Origin of the sequence: Rubrivivax gelatinosus IL144, assembly GCF_000284255.1 — a bacterium.
Lineage (GTDB): Bacteria > Pseudomonadota > Gammaproteobacteria > Burkholderiales > Burkholderiaceae_C > Rubrivivax > Rubrivivax gelatinosus_A.
This window is the reverse complement of sequence record NC_017075.1, coordinates 237,906-260,240: the sequence shown is the minus strand read 5'-3', so window position 1 is coordinate 260,240 and position 22,335 is coordinate 237,906. Positions and strand designations below refer to the sequence as shown.

Genomic DNA, 22,335 nt, shown 5'->3' with positions numbered 1-22,335 from the left:
GCTTGTGCTTCGTGCCGCCGCCCCCACGTGCCAGAATTTCCGCCTCACCCTCCCCGCCTGCCATGGTCCCCAATCTCGTCACCGCCCTCACCGGCCCGATCAACGAGCTCGAGGCGCGCGTCCTGGAGTCGATGCCGGCGATCGAACGCTGGTTCCGGCTCGAATGGATGGAGCACACGCCTCCGTTCTATACCTCGGTGGACCTGCGCAACGCCGGCTTCAAGCTCGCGCCGGTCGACACCAACCTGTTCCCCGGCAGCTTCAACCACCTGACGCCGCAGATGCTGCCGCTGGCGGTGCAGGCGGCGATGGCGGCGATCGAGAAGATCTGCCCCGAAGCCAAGAACCTGCTGCTGATCCCGGAGCGCCACACGCGCAGCCCCGAGTACCTGGCCAACCTGCAGTGCCTGATCCAGGTCTTCAACCAGGCGGGCCTGAACGTGCGCCTGGGCTCGCTGGACGAGGACCTGAAGTCGCCGGTGCCGCTGGCCCTGCCCGACGGCGGCGAGCTGGTGCTCGAGCCGCTGCTGCGCGCCCGCGGCCGCCTGGGGCTCAAGGACTTCGACCCCTGCACGATCCTGCTGAACAACGACTTGTCGGCGGGCACGCCGGCGATCCTGGAAGACCTGCACCAGCAGTACCTGCTGCCGCCGCTGCACGCCGGCTGGGGCGTGCGCCGCAAGAGCCGCCACTTCCGCAGCTACGAGGAAGTCGCCAAGAAGTTCGCCAAGCTGCTGGGCATGGACCCCTGGCTGATCAACCCGATGTACGGCCAGTGCGGCCAGGTCGACTTCGGCGAAGCCACCGGCCTGGAGTGCGTGCAGTCGGCCGCCGACCAGCTGCTGGCCAAGGTGCGCCGCAAGTACAAGGAATACGGCATCGCCGAGAAGCCCTTCGTCGTCGTCAAGGCCGACAACGGCACCTACGGCATGGGCGTGATGACGGTGCGCGACGCCAAGGAGCTCGACGAGATCAGCCGCCACACGCGCGAGCGCATGAGCGTCGCCAAGGACGGCCAGCACATCAGCGAGGTCATCATCCAGGAAGGCGTGCCGACGCACGAACGCGTGGCCGACGCCGCCGCCGAACCGGTGGTCTGCATGATCGACCGCTACGTCGTCGGCGGCTTCTACCGCGTGCACGGCGAACGCGGCATCGACGAGAACCTCAACGCGCCGGGCTCGGACGTCGTGCCGCTGGCCTTCGCCGAATCGACCCAGCTGCCGCGCCCGGGCGCCAAGCCCGGCGCCAGTGCGCCCAACCGCTTCTACATGTACGGCGTCATCGGCCGGCTGGCGATGCTGGCCGCGGCCTACGAGCTGGAAGCCACCGACCCGGACGCCGAGATCTACGAGTAGCCGACTCCGGGCCTGCGGCGTGCCCGCGCACGCCGGCCCGGGTTTCGCTACGATCGCGCCGCATCCGCGCGGCCGCGAGGCCTGCCGTCTCGTGACTCCGCATCCGCCCACCCCCCGCACGCCCGCCGCCGTCGCCGCGCTCACGCTCGGCGCGCTCGGCGTCGTCTATGGCGACATCGGCACCAGCCCGCTGTACGCGCTGAAGGAAGTCTTCCACGCCGGCCACGTGCCGGTGACGCGGGAGAACATCCTCGGCGTGCTGTCGCTGATCTTCTGGACGATGACGATCATCGTCTCGCTGAAATACGTGCTGCTGATCCTGCGCGCGGACAACCGCGGCGAGGGCGGCCTGATCGCGATGCTGGCGCTGGCGACCTCGGCAGTGGCCGAGAAGCCCCGGCTGCGCCGCGGCCTGCTGGCGCTGGGCATGTTCGGCACGGCGATCTTCTACGGCGACGGCGTCATCACGCCGGCGGTGTCGGTGCTGTCGGCGGTCGAGGGCCTGGAGGTCGCCGCGCCGCAGCTCGAACACTGGGTCGTGCCGATCACGCTGATCGTGCTGACCGGGCTGTTCTCGGTGCAGCGCTTCGGCACCGGCGGCATCGGCCGCGCCTTCGGGCCGGTGACGATGATCTGGTTCGCGGTGCTGATCGCGCTGGGCGTGCCGCAGATCATCGAGCACCCGACGGTGCTGGTCGCGATGTCGCCCACCCACGCGGCGCATTTCATCGCCCACCACCCGCTGGTGGCCTTCATCGCGCTGGGCTCGGTGGTGCTGGTCGTCACCGGCGGCGAGGCGCTGTACGCCGACCTGGGCCACTTCGGCCGGCTGCCGATCCGCATCGCCTGGTACGGGCTGGTGGCGCCGGCGCTGGTCGTCAACTACTTCGGCCAGGGCGCGCTGCTGCTCGAGGACCCGACGGCCGTCGAGAACCCGTTCTTCCTGCTGGCCCCGGGCTGGGCGCGGCTGCCGCTGGTGCTGCTGGCCACCGCGGCCACCGTCATCGCCTCGCAGGCGCTGATCACGGCCGCCTTCTCGGTGACCAAGCAGGCCATCCAGCTCGGCCTGCTGCCGCGGCTGCGGGTGGTGCACACCTCGGTGCGCGACACCGGCCAGATCTACGTGCCCTTCGTCAACTGGGGGCTGTACGCCTGCATCGTGCTGGCGGTCGGGCTGTTCGGCAGCTCGTCCAAGCTGGCCGCGGCCTACGGCATCACGGTGACGCTGGACATGACGATCACGACGATCATGACCTTCTTCGTCATCCGCTACGGCTGGAAGTACCCGCTGGCGCTGGCGCTGGCGGCGACCGGCTTCTTCCTCGCGATCGACGTCACCTTCTTCGCCTCCAACGTGCTGAAGCTGCTGGCCGGCGGCTGGTTCCCGCTGGTCATCGGCATCGCGATGTTCACGCTGATGCGCACCTGGGTCGACGGCCGCCGCCTCGTCGGCGAACGCCTGCGCGACGAAGCCATCGACCTGAAGAGCTTCCTGGAGGCGGTGTTCGTGAGCCCGCCGACACGCGTGTCGGGCACCGCGATCTTCCTGTCCAGCGAAGCCGGCCTGACGCCCAACGCGCTGATGCACAACCTCAAGCACAACAAGGTGCTGCACGAGCACAACGTCTTCGTCACCGTGCAGCATCACGAGGTGCCCTGGGTCGGCTTCGACAAGCGGCTGGAAGTCGAGCAGCTGGGCCACCGCTGCTGGCAGGTGCGGCTGCACTTCGGCTTCATGAACGATCCCGACGTGCCCGAGGCGCTGAAGCTGCTGCAGGGCCGCGGCGTGCCGCTGGACGAGATGGAGACCAGCTACTTCCTGTCGCGCGACGCGGTGATCCCGACCTTCGGCGGCGGCATGGCGCTGTGGCGCGAAAAGCTCTTCGCCAGCATGCACCGCAACGCGGCTGCGGCCGGCGACTTCCTGAACCTGCCCGCCAACCGCATCGTGGAGTTGGGCGCAAAGGTCGAGATCTGAGTGTCTGAGACGATGCGAGCGCGGATCTCGCTGCGCGACCTGTCGCTGCCCGCCGTCGTCGCCGGCTTCGTCGCCGTGCTCGTGGGCTTCACGAGTTCGGTGGTCATCGTCTTCCAGGCCGCCGCGGCCTTCGGCGCGACGCCGGCGCAGACGGTGTCGTGGATGTGGGCGCTGGGGCTGGGCATGGGGCTGACCAGCGCGGGCTTGAGCCTCTGGTACCGCCTGCCGGTGCTGACCGCCTGGTCGACGCCCGGTGCGGCGCTGCTGGCCACCGCCGGCAGCGGCTTCTCGATGGGCGAGGCAGTCGGCGCCTTCATGCTCTGCGCGCTGCTGATCACCGCCGCCGGGGCCACCGGCGCCTTCGCACGCGTGATGAACCGGCTGCCGCAGTCGCTGGCCGCGGCGCTGCTGGCCGGCGTGCTGGCGCGTTTCGCCTTCGACGCCTTCGGCGCGATGCAGCGCGAGTTCACGCTGGTCTTCGCGATGCTGCTGGCCTACCTGGCCGGCCGGCGCTGGTGGCCGCGGTACGCGGTGCCGGGCGTGCTCGCCGTCGGCGCGCTGATCGCCGCCGCGCGCGGCCAGCTGCACCTGGGCGGCATCGAATGGCAGTGGGCCCAGCCGGTGTTCACGATGCCCGAGTTCAGCGTCGCGGCGACGATCGGCCTGGCGCTGCCGCTGTTCATCGTCACGATGGCCTCGCAGAACCTGCCGGGCGTCGCCGCGCAGCGTGCCGCCGGCTACGACACGCCGGTGTCGCCGGTCGTCGCCACCACCGGCATCGCCTCGCTGCTGCTGGCGCCCTTCGGCGGCTACGCGCTGAACCTGGCGGCGATCACCGCCGCGATCTGCATGGGCCGCGAAGCCCACGAAGACCCGGCGCGGCGCTACTGGGCCTCGACGATGGCCGGCCTGTTCTACATCGTCGTCGGCCTGCTCGGCGGCGCCGTCGTCGGCCTGATCGCCGCCTTCCCGAAGGAACTGGTGGTGGCGGTGGCCGGCTTCGCGCTGCTGGGCACGATCGGCACCGGCCTGGCCGTCGCGACCAAGGACGAGAAGAGCCGCGAGGCGGCGCTGATCACCTTTCTCGTCACCGCCAGCGGCCTGAGCCTGTGGGGCGTGGGCGCGGCCTTCTGGGGCGTGGTCGCCGGCGCGCTGGCGCTGGCCGTGCAACACTGGCGCCCCACCCGTTAGGACCCTGCATGGACCTGCTCTTCGTCGCCGACCCGCTGGAAGGCTTCAAGACCTACAAGGACAGCACCTTCGCGATGATGCGCGAGGCCGCGCGCCGCGGCCACGGCCTGCTGCACTGCGAATCGCGCGCGCTGCGCTGGCAGCGTGGCGGCAGCGTCGTCGCCGACACGCGCCGCATCGAGCTCACCGGCGACGCGCACGACTGGTTCCGCGTCGTCGAGAGCACCGAGACGCGGGTCGCCGACACCGGCGCCGTGCTGATGCGCCAGGACCCGCCCTTCGACAGCGAGTACTTCTACGCCACGCACCTGCTCGGCCAGGCCGAGCGCGAAGGCGCACGCGTCTTCAACAAGCCGGCGGCGCTGCGCGACCACCCGGAGAAGCTGGCGATCCTGGAGTTCCCGGAACACATCGCGCCGACGCTGGTGACGCGCGACGCCGCCGCCGTGCGGCGCTTCCACGACGAGCACCGCGACGTCATCCTGAAGCCGCTGGACGGCATGGGCGGCATGGGCATCTTCCGCGTCGGCCCCGACGGCCTGAACCTGGGCAGCGTCATCGAGACGCTGAACGCCGGCGGCACGCGCACGCTGATGGTCCAGCGCTACGTGCCCGAGATCGTGCACGGCGACAAGCGTGTGCTGGTCATCGCCGGCAAGCCGGTGCCTTACGTGCTGGCGCGTATCCCGCAGGGCAGCGAGATCCGCGGCAACCTCGCCGCCGGCGGCAAGGGCGTGGCCCAGCCGCTGTCGCCGCGCGACCGCGAGATCGCCGAGGCCCTGGGCCCGGTGCTGGCCGCGCGCGGGCTGCTGCTCGTCGGCCTGGACGTCATCGGCGACCGCCTCACCGAGATCAACGTCACCAGCCCGACCTGCTTCCAGGAGATCCAGCAGCAGACCGGCTTCGACGTCGCGGCGATGTTCGTCGACGCGCTGGAAGCCGCGCTGGCGCCCTAGGCGCGCACGAAACGCAGCGCGCCGTTGGCGACACGCCGGCGCAGCGCCGTGACCTCCGGCGCCACGGCCTCGGGTTCGCCCAGCAGCGCCCGCGCGACCAGCGCGCCGAGGTCGGCCATGTGCCAGGGCGCGAAACCCAGGCGCACGATCTCGGGCACGCCCAGGCGCAGGCCGTTGACATCGCCGTCGAGGGCCGCGACACGCGCCGCCGGCAGCCCGATGCCGCAGGCCAGCAGGCGCGCACGCTCCAGCCGGCGCGCCGCGGCCTGGCCCCCGCCCCAGCGCTCGGCCTCGACGGCGAACTGGTGCGACGTCGTCATCCCGCGCTCGCGTGCGAACACCGGCAGCCCGGCCGCGGCCAGCGCTTCGGCCAGCGCCTTGGCGGTGGCCTGCATCGTCGTCGCGTACTCGCGGCCGTAGTCCTTCCAGTCGAGCAGGCCCAGCGCCAGCGCCGCGGTCTTGCCGGCGTCGAAGTTGGCCGTCAGCCCCGGGTAGGCGATGGCGTCGATGCGTTCGAAGAGTTCGGGCGCGTTGCCGACGACCAGCCCGCCGGGCGGCCCGCCCAGGCTCTTGTAGGTGCTCATCGTCATCACGTCGGCGCCCTGGGCCAGCGGGTTGGGCCAGGCGCCGCCGGCGATCATCCCGGACAGGTGGGCGGCGTCGAACATCAGCGTCGCGCCGACCTCGTCGGCGATGCCGCGCACCGCCTCGACCGGGTGCGGGAACAGGTTCAGGCTGCCGCCCAGCGTGATCAGCGCCGGCTTCACCTGCTGCGCCAGCGTGCGCAGCGCGTCGACGTCGACGGTGTAGCCGTCGGCGTGCACCGGCGCCGGCACCGTCTTCAGCCCGTAGAGCCCGGCCGCGCCGGCGGCGTGGTGCGTGACGTGGCCGCCGATCTCGGCCGGCGGCGCGATGATCGTGTCGCCCGGCTGGCACGTCGCCATGAAGACGTAGAGGTTGGCCAGCGCGCCCGAGGCCACGCGGACCTCGGCGAAGTGGGCGCCGAAGACCTCGGCCGCCAGCTCGGCGGCGACGACCTCGATGCGCTCGATCGCCTGCAGCCCCATCTCGTACTTGTCGCCGGGCCAGCCCAGCGAGGCGCGCGAGCCCAGGCCGGCGGCCATCAGCGCCTCGGCCCGGGGGTTCATCACGTTGGACGCCGGGTTCAGGTTGATGCCGTCCTCGTCGTGCAGGCGCCGGTTCTCGACGACGAGGCGCGTGATCTCGGCGGCGGTGGCGTCGCTCGTGGCCGCCGCGGTGGACGCGGCGATGGCTTGCACGAGGTTCTCGCAGCGGGTGGGCACCCAGGCACGGCGTTGCAGCATGCGGCCATCGTATGCCGGTGCGGCCGCGGCGGCTGCAGCCTGGCGGCGACAATCGCAGGATGGCTCTGATCACCCTCGCCGACGCCCACCTCGCGTACGGCCACGTTCCGCTGCTCGACGGCGCCGCCCTCGCCCTGGAAGCCGGCGAACGCCTGGCGCTGATCGGGCGCAACGGCGCCGGCAAGTCCTCGCTGCTGAAGATCCTCGCCGGCCTGGAGAAGGCCGACGACGGCACGCTGCAGCTGCAGACCGGCGTGCGCCGCGTCTACGTCGCCCAGGAGCCGGTCTTCGAGGCCGGCAGCACGGTCTTCGACGCGGTCGCCGAAGGCGTGGCCGAGGCACGCGCGCTGCGCGCGCGCTTCGAGGCCCACGCGGCAGGCGAAGACCTCGACGCCTTGCAGTCGCGCATCGAGGCGCTGGACGGCTGGACCTGGGAGCAGCGTGTCGACGAGGCGCTGCAGCGCCTGCAGCTGGCGCCCGAGGCCCGCGTCGACGCGCTGTCCGGCGGCATGAAGAAGCGTGTCGCGCTGGCGCGCGCGCTGGTCGCCGCGCCCGACGTGCTGCTGCTCGACGAACCGACCAACCACCTCGACATCGACGCCATCGAGTGGCTGCAGGACCTGCTGACCGGCTGGCGCGGCTCGGCCGCCGGGGCACGCGGCGCGATCGTCTTCGTCTCGCACGACCGCGCCTTCATCGACGCGGTGGCCACGCGCATCGTCGAGCTCGACCGCGGCCAGCTGCGCAGCTACCCGGGCAACTTCGCCGCCTTCGAGGCCGCCAAGCAGCGTGAGCTCGAAGCCGAGGCGCAGGCTGCCGCGCGCGCCGACAAGCTGCTGGCGCAGGAAGAGGTGTGGATCCGCAAGGGCGTCGAGGCCCGGCGCACGCGCAGCGTCGGCCGCGTCGCGCGCCTGGTGAAGCTGCGCGAGCTGCGCCGCGCGCGCCGCGAGGTGCTGGGCCAGGTGCGGCTGGAGCTCGACGCCGGCCTGCCGCCGGGCAAGATCGTCGCCGAGCTGCAGGACGTGACGATGCGCTACGGCGAGCGCACGCTGATCGAGCGTTTCACCGCGACCATCCTGCGCGGCGACAAGGTCGGCCTGATCGGCCCCAACGGCGTCGGCAAGACGACGCTGCTCAAGCTGATCCTCGGCCAGCTCGAACCGACGGGCGGCAGCGTGCGCCGCGGCACCAACCTGCAGGTCGCCTACTTCGACCAGATGCGCGCCGGGCTCGACCTGGACGCCACGCTGGCCGACACGATCAGCCCGGGCAGCGAGTGGGTCGAGGTCGGCGGCACGCGCAAGCACGTCAAGAGCTATCTCGGCGACTTCCTGTTCTCGCCGGAACGCGCCAACTCGCCGGTGCGCACGCTCTCCGGCGGCGAGCGCAACCGCCTGCTGCTGGCACGGCTGTTCGCGCTGCCGGCCAACGTGCTGGTGCTCGACGAGCCGACCAACGACCTGGACATCGACACGCTGGACCTGCTGGAGGAGCTGCTGCAGGGCTACGCCGGCACCGTCTTCCTGGTCAGCCACGACCGGCGTTTCCTCGACGACGTCGTCACCAGCACCATCGCCTGGGAAGGCGACCCGGACTGGGGCGGCCGCCCCGGGCTGTGGCGCGAGTACGAAGGCGGCTACGAGGACTGGAAGATCCAGCGCGCACGCTCGCGCGCCGCCGCCGAAGCCGCGGCCCCGCCGCCGCCGGCCGCGCCCGTCGCCCCCACGCCGCGGCCGGCGACGGTGCGCGCCAAGCTCAGCTACAAGGAACAGCGCGAGCTGGAGGCGCTGCCGGGCCGCATCGAGGCGCTGGAGACCGAGCAGAAGCAGATCGCCGAGCGCCTGGCCAGCAGCGAGCTCTACGTGAACGAGCCGCAGGCCGTCGCCGGGCTGCAGGCGCGTCACGAGGCGATCGAGACCGAGCTGATGGAAGCGCTGGAGCGCTGGGAGAAGCTGGCCTCGGTCGGCGGCTGAGCGCAGCCCTTCAGAACCAGCCGTCGGAACCGGCGGCCGGGTGGCTGCGCGAGACGATCAGCCCGGCCTGCAGGTACAGCCCGTTGAGCAGCCGCATCGCGCGGCCGCGGTCGAAACCCGGCCATTCGGCGATCTCGCGCAGCGAGCTCGTCGTGCGCCGCAGCCGGTGCACCGCCGCGGCCTGGGTGCCGGCCATCTTCAGCGCCGACAGATCCACGCCCGGCGCCAGGCGGTAGGCGGCAGGGCCGGCGATCTCGGGCAGCAGGTCTTCGCGCGCGCCGCGCAGCGCCAGCTCCCACAGCAGCGGGCCCAGCGGCGCGTGGCATTCGCGTTCGCCGACCAGCGTGCGGTCGGGGTGGCCGGGCGGGCGCAGCAGCGCCGGCTCGACGTGCAGCACGCGCAGCACGGTCGGGTCGCCGGCCAGCAGCTCGGCCGGCGGCACCGGCGTGTGCACCAGGCGCTGGGCCGGGAACACCGTCAGCGGCACGACCCGCTGGCCGTCCTGCAGATGCACCAGCAAGGCGCGCCCGTGGCGCACGCAGGCGGCCAGCACCTCCAGCACCTCCAGGCCCTCGCCCTCGGCGCTGCGGCCGTCGAAACGCAGCAGGTCCTGCAGCAGCGACGGGTTCAGGCCCGACAGCCGGCTCGCGCCGGCATCGACATCGGGGCCGCGCGAGATCTCGTCCAGGTAGCGCCGGAACGCGCTGACGCTCAACAGGTCGGGCACCCCGGCCGGCAGCGTGGACTCGAACATACCGCTCATTCCCGCCTCACTCGGAAGCCGTGGGACCGATGGTAAGGATGCGCGGTGACAAGAGGAAATGCGCCGTTCAAGCAGCGTCCGCCAGTTCCCGCAGACGCCGCCAGAAACCCGGCTCCGACGAGGTCGCGAAATTCACCCGCATCAGCGTCGTCGGCCGCCGCGTCGGGTGGAACAACAGGCCCGGTGCGGTCAGCCAGCCTTCATCGAGCAAATTCTGCGCCAAACGCTCGGTGTCGGCACCGACGTCGATCCAGCCGAAAAGCCCTTGCGGCGGCGTGACGAAACGGCAGCCGGCGTCTTCGGCCAGGCGAACGACGCGGGCGCGCGCGCCGTCGAGCCGGGCGACGATGCGCTCGGCGTGGCGGCGCAGCAGCCCTTGCGACAGGCACCAGGCCAGCGCGTGTTCCAGCGGCCCGGGCGTGCCCAGCGAGCCGAGCAGCTTGGTGTCGATGAAACGTTCGACCAGCGCCGGCGCCGCGGCGACGAAGCCGACGCGCCACTGCGGCGTCAGGATCTTCGAGAAACCCGAGACGTAGACCGTGCGCCGCAGGCCGTCGAGCTGGGCCAGCCGCGGCGCATGCGCCGGCGCCAGCCAGGCGTAGGTGTCGTCCTCGACGACGACGAAGTCGTGGGCCTCGGCCAGGCGCAGCACCTGGTGCGCGGCGGCGGCGGTCAGCGAGCTGCCGGTCGGGTTGTGCAGCACCGAGACGGTGACGTACAGCCGCGGGCGGTGCTCGCGCGCCAGCGCCTCCATCGCCGCCAGATCGGGCCCGTCGGCGCCGCGCGGCACCGGCAGCAGGCGCATGCCGGCGGCCGTCAGGCGCGCGAACTCGACCGACCAGCCGGGCTCGTCGACCAGCACCGCGTCGCCCGGGCGCAGCAGCGTGCGCGAGACGATGTCCAGCCCGTGCGTCGCGCCGATGGAGGTCATGATCTGCGCCGGCGACGCAGCGATGCCCAGGTCGGCCAGGCGCTGCGCCAGCGCCTCGCGCAGCGCGGCATCGCCGGCCGGCTCGCCGTAGCGCAGCCAGGCGCCGGCGTCGCCGCTGCCCAGGCGGCGCAGCGCGCGCTGCAGCAGTTCGCCGTCCAGCCATTCCTGCGGCAGCGTGCCCATGCCAGGCGCCGGGCGGCCCGACTGCGCCTGGAACATGCTGCGGATCAGCGCCGTCGCGTCCACCGGCAGCGGCATCGGCGCCGCGGCGCGCGAGGCCGGCAGCGCGCGCGCCGGCTGCGTCTCGCGCACGAAGAAACCGCGCTGCGGCCGGGCCTCGACCAGACCCCGCGCCTGCAGCCGCTCGTAGGCGCCGACGACGGTGCTGGCGCTGACGCGATGCCGGCGCGCGCAGTCGCGCACCGAAGGCAGGCGTGCGCCCGGCGCCAGCAGGCGCTGGGTGATGCGCTCGGTGAAGCGGGCGGCCAGCTGCTCGGCCAGCGTCTCGCCGGCAGCACGCGCCAGCACGGGGCTCTCGTCCATCGTCGCGGCCACTGTATTGGCGGCGACACCAATACAGATGTTGGTTGTGTATCGGCAAAGTGTACTGGTACTGTGCTGCTTGTCGCCCCTAGACTGAAGCGATGCCGATGACCCCGCACGCCCGAGACGCCCGCCGCGGCCTGTGGCTGGGGGCGCTCGCGGTGCTGGTCTTCGGGCTCACGCTGCCGGTGACGCGGCTGGCGGTCGGCGATGCGTCCGACCCGCAGCTGCCGCCGGGTTTCGTCACCGCGGCGCGCGCCGCGATCGCCGGGCTGTGCAGCGCCGCCTACCTGCTGGCCGTGCGCGCCCGGCCGCCGCGGCGCGGCTTGTGGCCGGCACTGGCGGCCTGCGCCGCCGGCTCGGTGGTCGGTTTCCCGCTGTTCAGCGCGCTGGCGCTGCGCCAGGTCGACGCGATGCACGCCGCCGTCATCAGCGGCGTGCTGCCGCTGGCCACCGCCGTCGTCGCCGCGATCACGCTGCGCCAGCGGGCGTCGGCCGGCTTATGGGCCTGCGCCGTGGCCGGCTGTGCGCTGGTGCTCGGGTTTGCCGCCTGGAGCGGCCACGGCCGCCTGCAGGCCGCCGACGGTCTGCTGCTGCTGGCCTTGTTCAGCGCCGCGGCGAGCTACGTCGCCGGCGCCCGCGTGTCGCTGGAGATCCCGCCGGCACAGACCGTCTGCTGGGCGCTGCTGTTCATGCTGCCGCTGACGCTGCCCGCGGCGCTGCTGCAATGGCCGCCGACGCCGGTGCGCGCCGGCGCCTGGGCGGCGCTGGGCTACGTCTCGCTGTTCTCGATGTGGCTGGGCTTTTTCGCGTGGTACCGTGGCCTGGCGCTGGGCGGCGTGATGCGCGTCAGCCAGGTGCAGCTGCTGCAGCCTTTCGTCGCCCTGCTGGCCGCCGTGCCGCTGCTGGGCGAGACCCTGGATGCGGCCACCGTCGGCTTCGCCGCCGCGGCGGTGGGCCTGGTGGCGCTGGGGCGCCGCTTCTCGGCGGCACCCGCGGCAGCGCCCCGCGCGCCGTCCCCGGCCTGGCGGCCGGCCGAACCCGATCCCGAACCTGGAGCGATGACCCGATGAGCTGGCAGATGGCCCGCCGCGCCGAGCGGCTGAATCCTTCGACGATCCGCGAGATCCTCAAGCTGACCGAGAAGCCGGGCATCGTCTCGCTGGCCGGCGGCCTGCCGGCGGCCGACGGTTTCCCGGTCGGGGCGATGGCCGAGGCCACCGCCCGCGTCTACCGCGACAGCGGCCGCGAGGCGCTGCAGTACGCCGCCAGCGAAGGCTACGCCCCGCTGCGCGAATGGATCGCCGCGCGCCTGGCGGCCAAGGGCCTGGACGCCGACCCGGCACGCATCCTCGTCACCACCGGCTCGCAGCAGGGGCTGGATCTGGTCGGCAAGGTGATGATCGACCCGGGCAGCCGCGTCGCTGTCGAGTCGCCCACCTACCTGGGGGCGCTGCAGGCCTTCAACGCCTACGAACCCGAGTTCGTCGCCGTCGACGGCGACGACGAAGGCCCGCGTCCCGAGGGCCTGGCCGCCGTCGCCGGCGCACGTTTCATTTACCTGCTGCCGAACTTCCAGAACCCGAGCGGGCGCTGCCTGAGCGACGAACGCCGCCGCGCGCTGGCCGCCGCTGCTGCCGCCGCCGGCCTGCCGATCGTCGAGGACAACCCCTACGGCGACCTCTGGTACGACCAGCCGCCGCCGGCCCCGGTGTCGGCGCACGCCGGCGACAACGCCGTCTACCTGGGCTCGTTCTCCAAGGTGCTGGCGCCAGGGCTGCGGCTGGGCTGGATGCTGGCGCCGCGCGCGCTCTTCCCCAAGCTGCTGCAGGCCAAGCAGGCCGCCGACCTGCACACGCCGGGCTTCAACCAGCGCATCGTCTACGAGGTCGTGAAGGACGGCTTCCTCGAGCAGCACGTGCCGACGATCCGCGCGCGTTACGCCGCGCACCGCGACGCGATGCGCGCCGCGCTGGAAACGCACCTGCCCGCCGGCTGCCGCTGGCAGGTGCCCTCGGGCGGCATGTTCTTCTGGATCGAACTGCCGGCCGGCCTGGACGCGACGGCGCTGCTGCCGGCCGCGGTGGCCGCCGGCGTCGCCTACGTGCCGGGCGCGCCCTTCTTCGCCGGCGGCGGCCACGCCAACACGCTGCGGCTGAGTTTCGTCACCGTGTCGCCCCAGCAGATCGAGCGCGGCATCGCGCTGCTCGGCCAGGTGCTGAAAGAGGCCTCGGCATGACCGTACGCCGCTTCCACCAGGTCGACGTCTTCGCCGCCGAAGCGACCAAGGGCAACCCGCTGGCCGTCGTGCACGACGCCGAGGGGCTGGACGACACGCAGATGGCCGCGTTCGCGCGCTGGACCAATCTGTCGGAAACGACCTTCCTGCTGCCGCCCACCGAGGCCGGCGCCGACTACCGGGTGCGCATCTTCACGCCCGGCGGCGAGCTGCCGTTCGCCGGCCACCCGACGCTGGGCAGCGCCTGGGCCTGGCTGCAGGCGGGCGGCACGCCGCGTGAAGCCGGCGTCGTCGTCCAGCAATGCGGCATCGGCCTCGTGCGCCTGCGCCAGGCCGACGGCCGGCTGGCCTTCGCGGCGCCGCCGCTGCTGCGCAGCGGCCCGGCCGACGCGGCCACGCTGGCCCAGGCGGTGCGCGCGCTGGGCGTGGCGGCCGAGGACGTCGTCGACCACCAGTGGGTCGTCAACGGCCCCGAATGGCTGGCGATCCGGCTGCGCACACGCGCCCAGGTGCTGGCGCTGAAGCCCGACATGGTGGCGATGGGCCGGCTGAAGCTGGGCGTCGTCGCCGTCGTCGACGACGGCGAGACCGCCGCCGAGGTGCGCGCCTTCGTGCCCGGCGTCGGTGTCGACGAGGATCCGGTGACCGGCAGCCTCAACGCCGGCCTGGCGCTGTGGCTGATCGGCGCCGGCGTGCTGCCCGGGCGTTATGTCGCCGCGCAGGGCACGGCGCTGGGCCGCGCCGGGCGCGTGCACGTCGAATCCGACGGGGACACGGTCTGGATCGGCGGGGAGGTCGCACCCTGCATCGCCGGCAGCGTCACGCTCTGAGACCGCGATGCAAGCCACCGAAGAACTGTTCCGCGACGACGCGACGCTGGCCGAATGCGACGCGACGGTGCTGGTCGTCGAGCCCGACGGCGGCATCGTGCTCGACCGCACGGTGTTCTATCCGCAGGGCGGCGGCCAGGCCGGCGACGCCGGCGAGCTGCTCAGCGCCGACGGCCGCCGCGTGGCCATCGCCGACACACGCAAGCACCCCGAGCACCCGGGCGTCGTCGTGCATCGCCCGGCCGAAGGCGCCGACCTGTCGTGGCTGGCGCCCGGCACCGCCGTTCGCGCGGCGATCGATGTCGCCCGCCGCCAGGCGCACCGGCGTTTCCACAGCGCGACGCACCTGCTGTGCGCGCTGGTGCCGCAGCCGGTGGACGGCTGCTCGATCACCGCCGGCTACGCGCGGCTGGACTTCCACATGACCGAGCCGCTGGACAAGGACGCGCTGAACGCGGGCCTGGCGCGCCTGGTCGCCGAAGCGCGGCCCGTGCGCACGCGCTGGATCTCCGAAGACGAGCTCGACGCCAACCCGCAGCTCGTGCGCAGCATGAGCGTGCAACCGCCGCGCGGCCAGGGCCGCGTGCGCCTGGTCGAGATCGAAGGCGTGGACCTGCAGCCCTGCGGCGGCACGCACGTCGGCAACACGGCCGAGATCGGCGCCGTCGTCGTCACCAAGATCGAGAAGAAGTCCGCACGGACCCGGCGCGTCGTGCTCGGCTTTGCTGGAGGCTGAAGCGACATCGGCGAAGCGGGCCGGAGCCTCGCTTCGCCGATGGGCGTGTCTTCAGCGGCGCCGCAGCGCCGCGGCGATCACTTCTCGCGGAACTTGTCGTGGCAGCCCTTGCAGGAGCCGCCGGTCTCGCCGACGGCGGCCTTGATCTGGGCGAAATCACCGGTCTTGCCGGCGGCGTCGAGCTTCTCGACCGCGGCGACGTACTTGTCGGCGGCGGCCTTGAAGCCGGCGGCGTCGCTCCAGACGGCCGGCTTGGCTTCGGTCTTGTGGCCCTTGTCGGTGCCCGGGCCGAAGGCCGTCAGCGGCAGCTTGGACAGGGTCGAGACCAGCGCGATGTTTTCGGCGGCGACCTTGGCGTCGAACGGCGCCTTGCCTTGCGCCATCGCGGCGACCCGGCCGAAGTGGGTGGCGATCAGCGTGAACGCGCTTTGGCGGTATTCGATCGCGTCACCAGGCTTCTGGAACTGGGCGGCGGCAGGCAGCGCGGTGGCCAGGCCAGCCAGGCCGGCGGCCACGAGCAACATCTTTTTCATGCGGCACTCCGTTGTAGGTTATGCAGGGGCGCGGGCGCAGCGCCCGGCGCGGCGAGTCTAAAGCCCCACGAACCGATACCGCCCCGGGTTTGGACAAACACGCCGCGGATCGCCGACATTGGCCGGCGCCGGCCCCGGATGGGGTTATGGTTGAGCCTCCCATTGCTGCCCGAGGAGCCTGCTGCACCCCATGGCCGAGACCGCTCTCACGCCCCGCCCGACCCGCATCTGGGACCTGCCGACCCGTCTGTTCCACTGGACGCTGGCCGCCGCCATCGTCGTCTGCTTCGTCAGCGGCAAGATCGGCGGCAACGCGATGGAGTGGCACTTCAAGGCCGGCTACGTCGCGTTCGGGCTCGTCGCCTTCCGCCTCGTCTGGGGCCTGGTCGGCGGCCGCTGGTCGCGCTTCGTGAACTTCATCTACGCGCCCGGCACGATCCTTCGCTACCTGAAGGGCCGCACGCGGCCCGACGAGCTGATCGAGGTCGGCCACAACCCGCTGGGCAGCTTCTCGGTCTTCGCGCTGCTGGGCATCGTCTCGATCCAGGTCGCCACCGGCCTCGTCGCCGACGACGAGATCGCCAACACCGGCCCGCTGTGGCGTTTCGTCGAGAGCGAGACCGCGTCGGCCGCGACCTCCTGGCACAAAGGCCCGGGGCAGTGGATCATCATCGCCCTCGTGTCCCTGCACATCGCGTCGATCGTGTTCCACCGCCTTCGTGGCCACAACCTCGTGCTGCCGATGCTCACCGGCGACAAGCCGCTGCCCGCCGGCACGCCGGCCAGCGCCGACGGCTGGTCGCAGCGCCTGCTGGCGCTGGTGCTCGGCGCCGCGGCCTGGGCGCTGGTCAGCTGGGTGGTCTCGCTCGGCGCGCTGAGCTGATCGCCGTGCAGCCACCCGACATCCAGCTCGTCGACCTCGCCCACGGCGACGAGGCGCTGCTGGACGCCACGCGCGCCATCCTGCGCGAATACGCCGAAGGCCTGGGCATCGACCTGTGCTTCCAGAACTTCGAGGCCGAACTGGCCCAGTTGCCCGGCGACTACGCCGAGCCGGCCGGCGCGCTGCTGCTGGCGCTGGTCGACGGCCAGGTGGCCGGCTGCGGCGCGTTCCGCGCGCTGGCCGACGTCGACTACACCAACGCCTGCGAGATGAAGCGCCTGTACGTGCGGCGCGCCTTCCGCGGTTTCGGCATCGGCCGCATCGTCGCCCAGGCGTTGCTCGAACGTGCGGTGCAGGACGGCTACTCCAACATGCTGCTCGACACGCTGGACGACATGGAGGCCGCACGCGGCCTCTACGAGTCGCTCGGCTTCGAGGAGATCCCGCCCTACTACTACAACCCGATTCCGGGGGCGCACTACCTGCGCGCCGACCTGGCCGACGGTCTGACACGCTGGTGACCCGATGACCCCCTGTGCCCTCGAACTCCGTGCCGGCGATCTGCGCCTGGCCCTTCGCCCCGACCTCGGCGGCTCGATCGCCGGCCTCTGGCTCGGCGAGCTGCCGGTGATGCGCAGCACCGAGCCGGCCGAACTGGCCAGCTCGCGCCTGGCGGCCTGCTACCCGCTGGTGCCCTACTCCAACCGCCTGGGCTACCGCCGCCTGCGCTGGCACGGCCAGGACTTCACGACCGCGCCCAACGAAGCCGGCAGCCCGCATTCGCTGCACGGCATCGCCTGGCAGCGCGGCTGGGAGGTGCTGGAGGCCGACGCCACCAGCGCGACGCTGGGGCTGGTGCACCCGGGCGACTCGCACTGGCCGTCCGCCTTCGAAGTGCGGCAGCGTTTCGTGCTCGAGCCCGACGCGCTCAAGCTCTCGCTGGAGCTGCGCAACACCGGCGCCGAACCGCAGCCGGTCGGCCTGGGCTGGCACCCGTACTTCCCCAAGCGCGCGCGCAGCCGGCTGCACGCCGAAGTCGCCCAGCGCTGGGACAGCGACGCCAGCGGCCTGCCGACACGCGCCGTGCCGCAGCCGGGCATCGATGCCGACGTCGCCCACCTCAGCTTCGACCACTGCTTCGACGGCTGGAGCGGGCCGGCACGCCTGCGCGACGAGAAGCTGTCGCTGCGCCTCACCTCGTCGGTGTCGCGCCTGGTGGTCTACACGCCGCCGACCAAGCCCTACTTCTGCGTCGAGCCGGTGAGCCACGTCAGCAACGCGGTGCACATGGCCGACCCGCTGGCCCACGGCCTGGTCGACGTCGCGCCGGGCGCCGGCACCGAGGCCTGGATGCGACTGGACATCGCCGCGGTCTGAACGATGCAGGTCGACGCGCTGCCCGTCGCGCCTTGCGGCACCGGCGAATCGCCGTTCTGGTGGCCCGAGCAAGGCGCGCTGTACTGGTGCGACATCCCCGGGCGGCGCGTGCACCGCTGGCGGCCGCGCGACGGCGTGCACACGAGCTGGGACCAGCCCGAGGAGGTCGGCTGCATCGCGCCGCACCTGGACGGCGGCCTGATGCTGGCGCGCCGTGACGGCCTGTTCCGGCTGGACCTGGCCACCGGCGCGACGCAGCGTCTGGCGCCGCCGCCCTACGACCGCGCCTCGCAGCGCTTCAACGACGGCAAGGCCGACCCGCAGGGCCGCTTCTGGGTCGGCACGATCTGCGAGCCGCGGCTGCCGCCGCGCGCCGCGCTGTACCGCTGGGCCGACGACGCGCTGGAGCCGCAGCTCGACACCGCCAGCACCAGCAACGGCCTGGCCTGGAGCCCCGACGGCACGACGATGTACTGGTGCGACACCCAGGCCCACCGCATCGAGGCCTTCGACTTCGACGCCAGCGATGGCTCGCTGTCGCGGCGCCGGGTCTTCCACCAGTTCCCGTTGAAACCCGCCGACGGCTCGCTCGCCGGCTACGTCGGCCGGCCCGACGGCGCCGCGGTCGACGTCGAGGGGGCTTACTGGGTGGCGATGTACGAAGGCGCGCGGCTGCTGCGTTTCGCGCCCGACGGGCGGGTGCTGGCCGACCTGCCGCTGCCGGTGCGCTGCCCGACGATGCCGTGTTTCGGCGGCGCCGACCTGCGCACGCTGTACGTCACCAGCGCCGTGCCCAAGGGCGACGCCGAGCCGCTGGCCGGGCGCGTGCTCGTGCTGCACGTCGACGTGCCGGGCCTGCCGGTGAATTTCGTGCACGCGTGAAACCCGCCAACGAGGACCGCGCGCGCCGCTGGGCGCGCCTCGCCGAGCGCCGCGACTGGGACCTGGTCGTCGTCGGCGGCGGCGCCACCGGGCTGGGCGTGGCGCTGGACGCCGCGGCACGCGGCTTCTCGGTCGCGCTCGTCGAGTCGCACGACTTCGCCCAGGGCACCTCGTCGCGCGCGACCAAGCTCGTGCACGGCGGCGTGCGCTACCTGGCGCAAGGCAACGTGCACCTGGTGCGCGAGGCGCTGCACGAACGCGCGGCGATGCTGGCCAACGCGCCGCACGTCGCCCAGCCGCTGCCTTTCGTGATGCCGGGCTACCACTGGTGGGAGCGCGGCTTCTACGGCACCGGGCTCAAGCTCTACGACGCGCTGGCCGGCGCGCGCGGCCTGGGCGCCACCGAATGGCTGGGCAGCGCCCGGGTGCAGGCGCTGCTGCCCGGCGTGCAGCCGCGCGGGCTGTGGGGCGGCGTCAAGTACTGGGACGGCCAATTCGACGACGCGCGTTACGCCGTGCTGCTGGCGCGCACCGCCGCCGCGCGCGGCGCGGTCGTGCTGAACCACTGCGCCGCCACCGCGCTGCTGCGCCGCGACGGCCGCGTGCACGGCGTCGTCGTGCGCGACGCCGAGACCGGCGCCGAGGCGACGCTGTCGGCGCGCTGCGTAGTCAACGCCGCCGGCGTCTGGGTCGACACCTTGCGCGACCTGGACCGCGACGACCAGGCCCCGGCGCGTGCCCCGCTGGTCGCGCCCAGCCAGGGCGTGCACCTGGTCGTCGACCGCCGTTTCCTGCCCGGCACGCACGCGCTGCTGGTGCCCAAGACCGCCGACGGGCGGGTGCTCTTCGCCGTGCCCTGGCTGGGCAAGACCATCCTCGGCACGACCGACACGCCGCGCGAGGACCTGGCGCGTGAACCGCAGCCCTTCCCGGCCGAGGTCGACTTCATCCTGCGCGAGAGCGCGCGCTACCTGCAGCAGGCGCCGCGGCGCGAAGACGTGCGCTCGGTCTGGGTCGGCCTGCGCCCGCTGGTGCGCCACGACGGCGAGGCCGGCGACACCAAGGCGCTGTCGCGCGAGCACACGGTGCTGGTCGCCGCCAGCGGCCTGGTCACCGTCACCGGCGGCAAGTGGACGACTTACCGCGCGATGGCCGAGGACGTGCTGGACCGCTGCATGGCCCAGGGCCTGCTGCCGCGCCGGCCGGCCGGCGCGACGGCGCGGCTGCAGCTCGTCGGCGCGGCACCGGGGCGCTCGCTGGCGGCGCCGCCGGGCGAACATCTCTACGGCAGCGAAGCCGCGACGCTGCGCGCCCTGCCCGGTGCGGAGCGCTGGCTCTGGCGCGACGGCGACGGCGGCCTCAGCGAGGCGATGGTGCGTTTCGCCGCCCGCCACGAAGCGGCGCGCACGGTCGAGGACGTGCTGGCGCGGCGCTCGCGGCTGCTGTTCCTGGACGCCGCCGAGGCCGGCCGGCTGGCCGGCGCGGTGGCGGCGATCCTCGGCGACGAGCTGGAGCGTGAGCTCGACCCGGCGCCGTTCGAGGCGCTGGCCGCACGCTACACGCGGCTGCCCTGATCAGGCCGGCGCGGCGACCGCCGGCAGCTCGGCCAGCATCGCGCGCACCTCGGCCGGGCTGAGGATCTCGCTCAGCACGCGCGGCGCGCCGCCGCCCGGCGCGTACAGCGCATAGACCGGCACGCCGCTGCGGCCCAGGCGGGCCAGCTCGGCGGTGATCGCCGCGTCGCGGCGCGTCCAGTCGGCGCGCAGCAGCACGACGCCGCGGGCGCGGAACTCGGCCAGCACCTCTTCGCGCGCCAGCGTCGTGCGCTTGTTGACCTGGCAGGTCACGCACCAGGCGGCGGTGAAGTCGACGAACACCGGCTTGCCTTCGGCCAGCGCCTGGGCGACCCGCTCGGCGCTCCAGGGCTGCCAGCCGGTCTCGGCCGCCGCCGCCGTGGCCGCCGGCGGCGCCTCGCGCCAGGCCGGCAGCGCCCAGGCCAGCGTCGCGCCGAACAGCGCCAGCGACAGCAGGCCGAAGCCGGTGCGGGCGCGCACGCCGAGCGAACGCGACCCGAAGGCCCAGGCGGCGAAGGCCAGCGCCACCAGCAAGGCCAGCAGCGCCGCGGCGCCGTCGATGCCCGCCTGCTGGCCCAGCACCCAGACCAGCCAGACGACGGTGGCGAACATCGGGAAGGCCATCAGGACCTTGAAGTGCGCCATCCAGACGCCCGGGCGCGGCAGCGCGCCGGCCAGCCGCGGCCAGGCGCTGGCCAACAGGTAGGGCGCGGCCATGCCCAGGCCCAGCGCGGCGAAGATCGTCAGCGCCTGCGGCGCCGGCAGCGTCACCGCGACGCCCAGCGACGCGCCCATGAACGGCGCCGTGCACGGCGAGGCGACCGCGACCGCGAGCACGCCGGTCAGCAGCGAGTCCACCAGCGGATGGCGCGCGCGCGCCGCCGCCCACGACGAGGGCAGCACCGAGCCGAACTCGAAGACGCCAGCCAGGTTCAAGCCGATCAGCGTGAACAGCGCCGCCAGCGCCGCGACGACACCCGGCTGCTGCAGCTGGAAGCCCCAGCCGAGCTGCTCGCCGCCGGCGCGCAAGGCCAGCAGCAGGCCGGCCAGCGCGACGAAGGAGACGACGACACCCGCGGTGTAGGCCAGGCCGCCGGCCAGCAGCTTGGCGCGGTCGTGCGCGTGCGCGGCGAAACCCAGCACCTTCAGCGACAGCACCGGGAACACGCAGGGCATCAGGTTCAGCAGCAGGCCGCCGCCGAAGGCCAGCGCGAGCGCCAGGCCCAGCGAGGTGTCGGCCGGCGGTGCGGCGGGCGTGGCCGCAGGCTCGGCCGGCGTCGCCGCGTCGGCCGGCGCCGGCCAGCTGCCGGACACCGGCGCATTGATCTCCAGCCCGGCCGGCACGCCATCGCGCACCAGCACCAGGTCCAGCGCAGGGGGCGATTCGGTGTGCTGCGGGTCGATCTCCAGCCGCGCCGTCCAGACCGCGCCCGACCACGAGGCCTGCGGCACGGCGGCGTTGCGCAGCGCGCCGGCGGTGGCCGGCAGCACGTCGAGCGCGGCGCCCTGCCAGTCGGCGGGCAGGCCCTTCACCTCGACGACGACAGCCTGGCCGTCGATGCGTGCTCGGGCCTGGGCGCCGGTGGCCGGAACCGGCTTCGCGGCCTCGGCGGCGGCAAAGGCCTCGGCCTGTCCGGCCGTGGCCTGCTCGCGCGGCAGCGACAGCGCGAAGTCGCCCGACTCGGGGATGCAGACCTCCTTGCAGACCAGCCACTCGGCGTGCAGCGTGACGTCGAGGCGCTCGCCCTTGAAGCCCTCGGCGACGGTCAGCGGCACCGGCAGCAGCAGCGTGCCGTCGTAGCCGAAGTTCATCAGCGGGCCCACCGGCAGCCGGCGCGGCGTCGGCCAGCGGATGTCGCCGGCGCTGGCGCCTTCGGGCAGCGTCCAGGCGAAGGTCGTCGGCAGGCCCGAGTCGCCCGGGTTCTTCCAGTAGGTGTGCCAGCCGGGCTGGTGGCGGATCAGGAGGCCCAGCGCCATCGGCCGGCCGGGGCCCAGGCCTTCGGGCGCATGGGCGACGAGTTCGGCCCGCACCTGGGGGGTGGTGACGACGGCGCCGGGAATCGCCATGACGGACGGCGCGGCGAGGGCGGCAACGAGGGCGGCGAGGGTCAGCAGCGGACGCGGGAGCAGCATCGGGACAGGGGCGGAAGACAGGTCGCCACGAGGGGCGCGAGAGGCGCCGAAGGGCCCCGATTGTCCGCCAGCGGACGCCGCGCCAAGGCGCCCGACCCGCGGCGGCGCAGGGGTGCCATACCGCGTTTCC

Annotated in this window: 19 protein-coding genes; 14 read left to right on the top strand and 5 right to left on the bottom strand. The window is 73.3% G+C overall.

The features are described from left to right. Nucleotides 1-62: 62 nt before the first annotated feature. The 4 genes from gshA to gshB all read left to right on the top strand — a co-directional run bounded on the left by gshA (nt 63) and on the right by gshB (nt 5,483). Nucleotides 63-1,358 (top strand): glutamate--cysteine ligase, encoded by a 1,296-nt coding sequence (gshA, locus tag RGE_RS01220; protein WP_014426483.1) that lies wholly within the window; start codon nt 63-65, stop codon nt 1,356-1,358. Between the two features lie 91 nt (nt 1,359-1,449). After that, entirely contained in the window at nt 1,450-3,336 is a 1,887-nt protein-coding gene (locus RGE_RS01215) for a potassium transporter Kup (RefSeq protein WP_043784471.1), read from the top strand. Between the two features lie 12 nt (nt 3,337-3,348). Then, nucleotides 3,349-4,527 carry a benzoate/H(+) symporter BenE family transporter gene (locus tag RGE_RS01210; protein WP_014426481.1) on the top strand — a complete coding sequence of 393 codons (1,179 nt, stop codon included), beginning with the start codon at nt 3,349-3,351 and terminating at the stop codon, nt 4,525-4,527. Between the two features lie 8 nt (nt 4,528-4,535). Then, nucleotides 4,536-5,483 (top strand): glutathione synthase, encoded by a 948-nt coding sequence (gene gshB / locus RGE_RS01205; protein ID WP_014426480.1) that lies wholly within the window; start codon nt 4,536-4,538, stop codon nt 5,481-5,483. On the opposite strand, the gene RGE_RS01200 is transcribed toward gshB, so the two are convergent. Continuing rightward, nucleotides 5,480-6,808, bottom strand: a complete 1,329-nt coding sequence (locus RGE_RS01200; RefSeq protein WP_014426479.1) for a serine hydroxymethyltransferase — start codon at nt 6,806-6,808, stop codon at nt 5,480-5,482. The genes gshB and RGE_RS01200 overlap by 4 nt on opposite strands. Nucleotides 6,809-6,867: 59 nt before the next feature. On the opposite strand from RGE_RS01200, the gene RGE_RS01195 reads away from it, so the two are divergent. Further along, nucleotides 6,868-8,781 carry an ATP-binding cassette domain-containing protein gene (locus RGE_RS01195; protein ID WP_014426478.1) on the top strand — a complete coding sequence of 638 codons (1,914 nt, stop codon included), beginning with the start codon at nt 6,868-6,870 and terminating at the stop codon, nt 8,779-8,781. Nucleotides 8,782-8,791: 10 nt separating this feature from the next. Here RGE_RS01195 and RGE_RS01190 read toward each other — a convergent pair whose 3' ends face one another. Next, nucleotides 8,792-9,535, bottom strand: a complete 744-nt coding sequence (locus tag RGE_RS01190) for a hypothetical protein (protein ID WP_014426477.1) — start codon at nt 9,533-9,535, stop codon at nt 8,792-8,794. 76 nt (nt 9,536-9,611) lie between these two features. After that, nucleotides 9,612-11,018 carry an aminotransferase-like domain-containing protein gene (locus RGE_RS01185; RefSeq protein WP_081528188.1) on the bottom strand — a complete coding sequence of 469 codons (1,407 nt, stop codon included), beginning with the start codon at nt 11,016-11,018 and terminating at the stop codon, nt 9,612-9,614. Nucleotides 11,019-11,119: 101 nt separating this feature from the next. On the opposite strand from RGE_RS01185, the gene RGE_RS01180 reads away from it, so the two are divergent. The 4 genes from RGE_RS01180 to RGE_RS01165 are packed head-to-tail and all read left to right on the top strand — an operon-like array spanning nt 11,120 to nt 14,823. Beyond that, a complete protein-coding gene (locus RGE_RS01180) occupies nt 11,120-12,091 on the top strand; it encodes a DMT family transporter (RefSeq protein ID WP_014426475.1) in 972 nt (323 codons plus the stop codon). Beyond that, nucleotides 12,088-13,257 (top strand): aminotransferase-like domain-containing protein, encoded by a 1,170-nt coding sequence (locus tag RGE_RS01175; RefSeq protein ID WP_014426474.1) that lies wholly within the window; start codon nt 12,088-12,090, stop codon nt 13,255-13,257. Before RGE_RS01180 ends, RGE_RS01175 begins: the two co-directional genes overlap by 4 nt. Then, entirely contained in the window at nt 13,254-14,087 is an 834-nt protein-coding gene (locus RGE_RS01170; protein WP_014426473.1) for a PhzF family phenazine biosynthesis protein, read from the top strand. Before RGE_RS01175 ends, RGE_RS01170 begins: the two co-directional genes overlap by 4 nt. A 7-nt stretch (nt 14,088-14,094) precedes the next feature. Beyond that, nucleotides 14,095-14,823, top strand: coding sequence for an alanyl-tRNA editing protein (locus RGE_RS01165; protein ID WP_014426472.1), 729 nt, complete (start codon nt 14,095-14,097; stop codon nt 14,821-14,823). 77 nt (nt 14,824-14,900) lie between these two features. Here RGE_RS01165 and RGE_RS01160 read toward each other — a convergent pair whose 3' ends face one another. Then, complete coding sequence (locus RGE_RS01160; RefSeq protein ID WP_014426471.1) at nt 14,901-15,356, bottom strand: c-type cytochrome; 456 nt, start codon at nt 15,354-15,356, stop codon at nt 14,901-14,903. Between the two features lie 190 nt (nt 15,357-15,546). Between RGE_RS01160 and RGE_RS01155 the strand changes: the two genes are divergently transcribed. The 5 genes from RGE_RS01155 to RGE_RS01135 are packed head-to-tail and all read left to right on the top strand — an operon-like array spanning nt 15,547 to nt 20,072. Beyond that, nucleotides 15,547-16,239, top strand: coding sequence for a cytochrome b/b6 domain-containing protein (locus RGE_RS01155; protein WP_014426470.1), 693 nt, complete (start codon nt 15,547-15,549; stop codon nt 16,237-16,239). A gap of 5 nt (nt 16,240-16,244) precedes the next feature. Beyond that, the gene (locus tag RGE_RS01150; RefSeq protein WP_014426469.1) at nt 16,245-16,760 is read left to right on the top strand and encodes a GNAT family N-acetyltransferase; all 516 of its coding nucleotides are present in this window, start codon (nt 16,245-16,247) and stop codon (nt 16,758-16,760) included. A gap of 4 nt (nt 16,761-16,764) precedes the next feature. Beyond that, a complete protein-coding gene (locus RGE_RS01145) occupies nt 16,765-17,616 on the top strand; it encodes an aldose 1-epimerase (protein WP_014426468.1) in 852 nt (283 codons plus the stop codon). Nucleotides 17,617-17,619: 3 nt separating this feature from the next. Further along, complete coding sequence (locus RGE_RS01140; RefSeq protein WP_014426467.1) at nt 17,620-18,498, top strand: SMP-30/gluconolactonase/LRE family protein; 879 nt, start codon at nt 17,620-17,622, stop codon at nt 18,496-18,498. After that, nucleotides 18,495-20,072 (top strand): glycerol-3-phosphate dehydrogenase/oxidase, encoded by a 1,578-nt coding sequence (locus tag RGE_RS01135; RefSeq protein WP_014426466.1) that lies wholly within the window; start codon nt 18,495-18,497, stop codon nt 20,070-20,072. Before RGE_RS01140 ends, RGE_RS01135 begins: the two co-directional genes overlap by 4 nt. Here the strand turns inward: RGE_RS01135 and RGE_RS01130 are convergent, their stop codons facing one another. Further along, nucleotides 20,073-22,205, bottom strand: coding sequence for a protein-disulfide reductase DsbD family protein (locus tag RGE_RS01130; protein ID WP_014426465.1), 2,133 nt, complete (start codon nt 22,203-22,205; stop codon nt 20,073-20,075). It lies immediately after the preceding gene. Between the last annotated feature and the right edge of the window lie 130 nt (nt 22,206-22,335).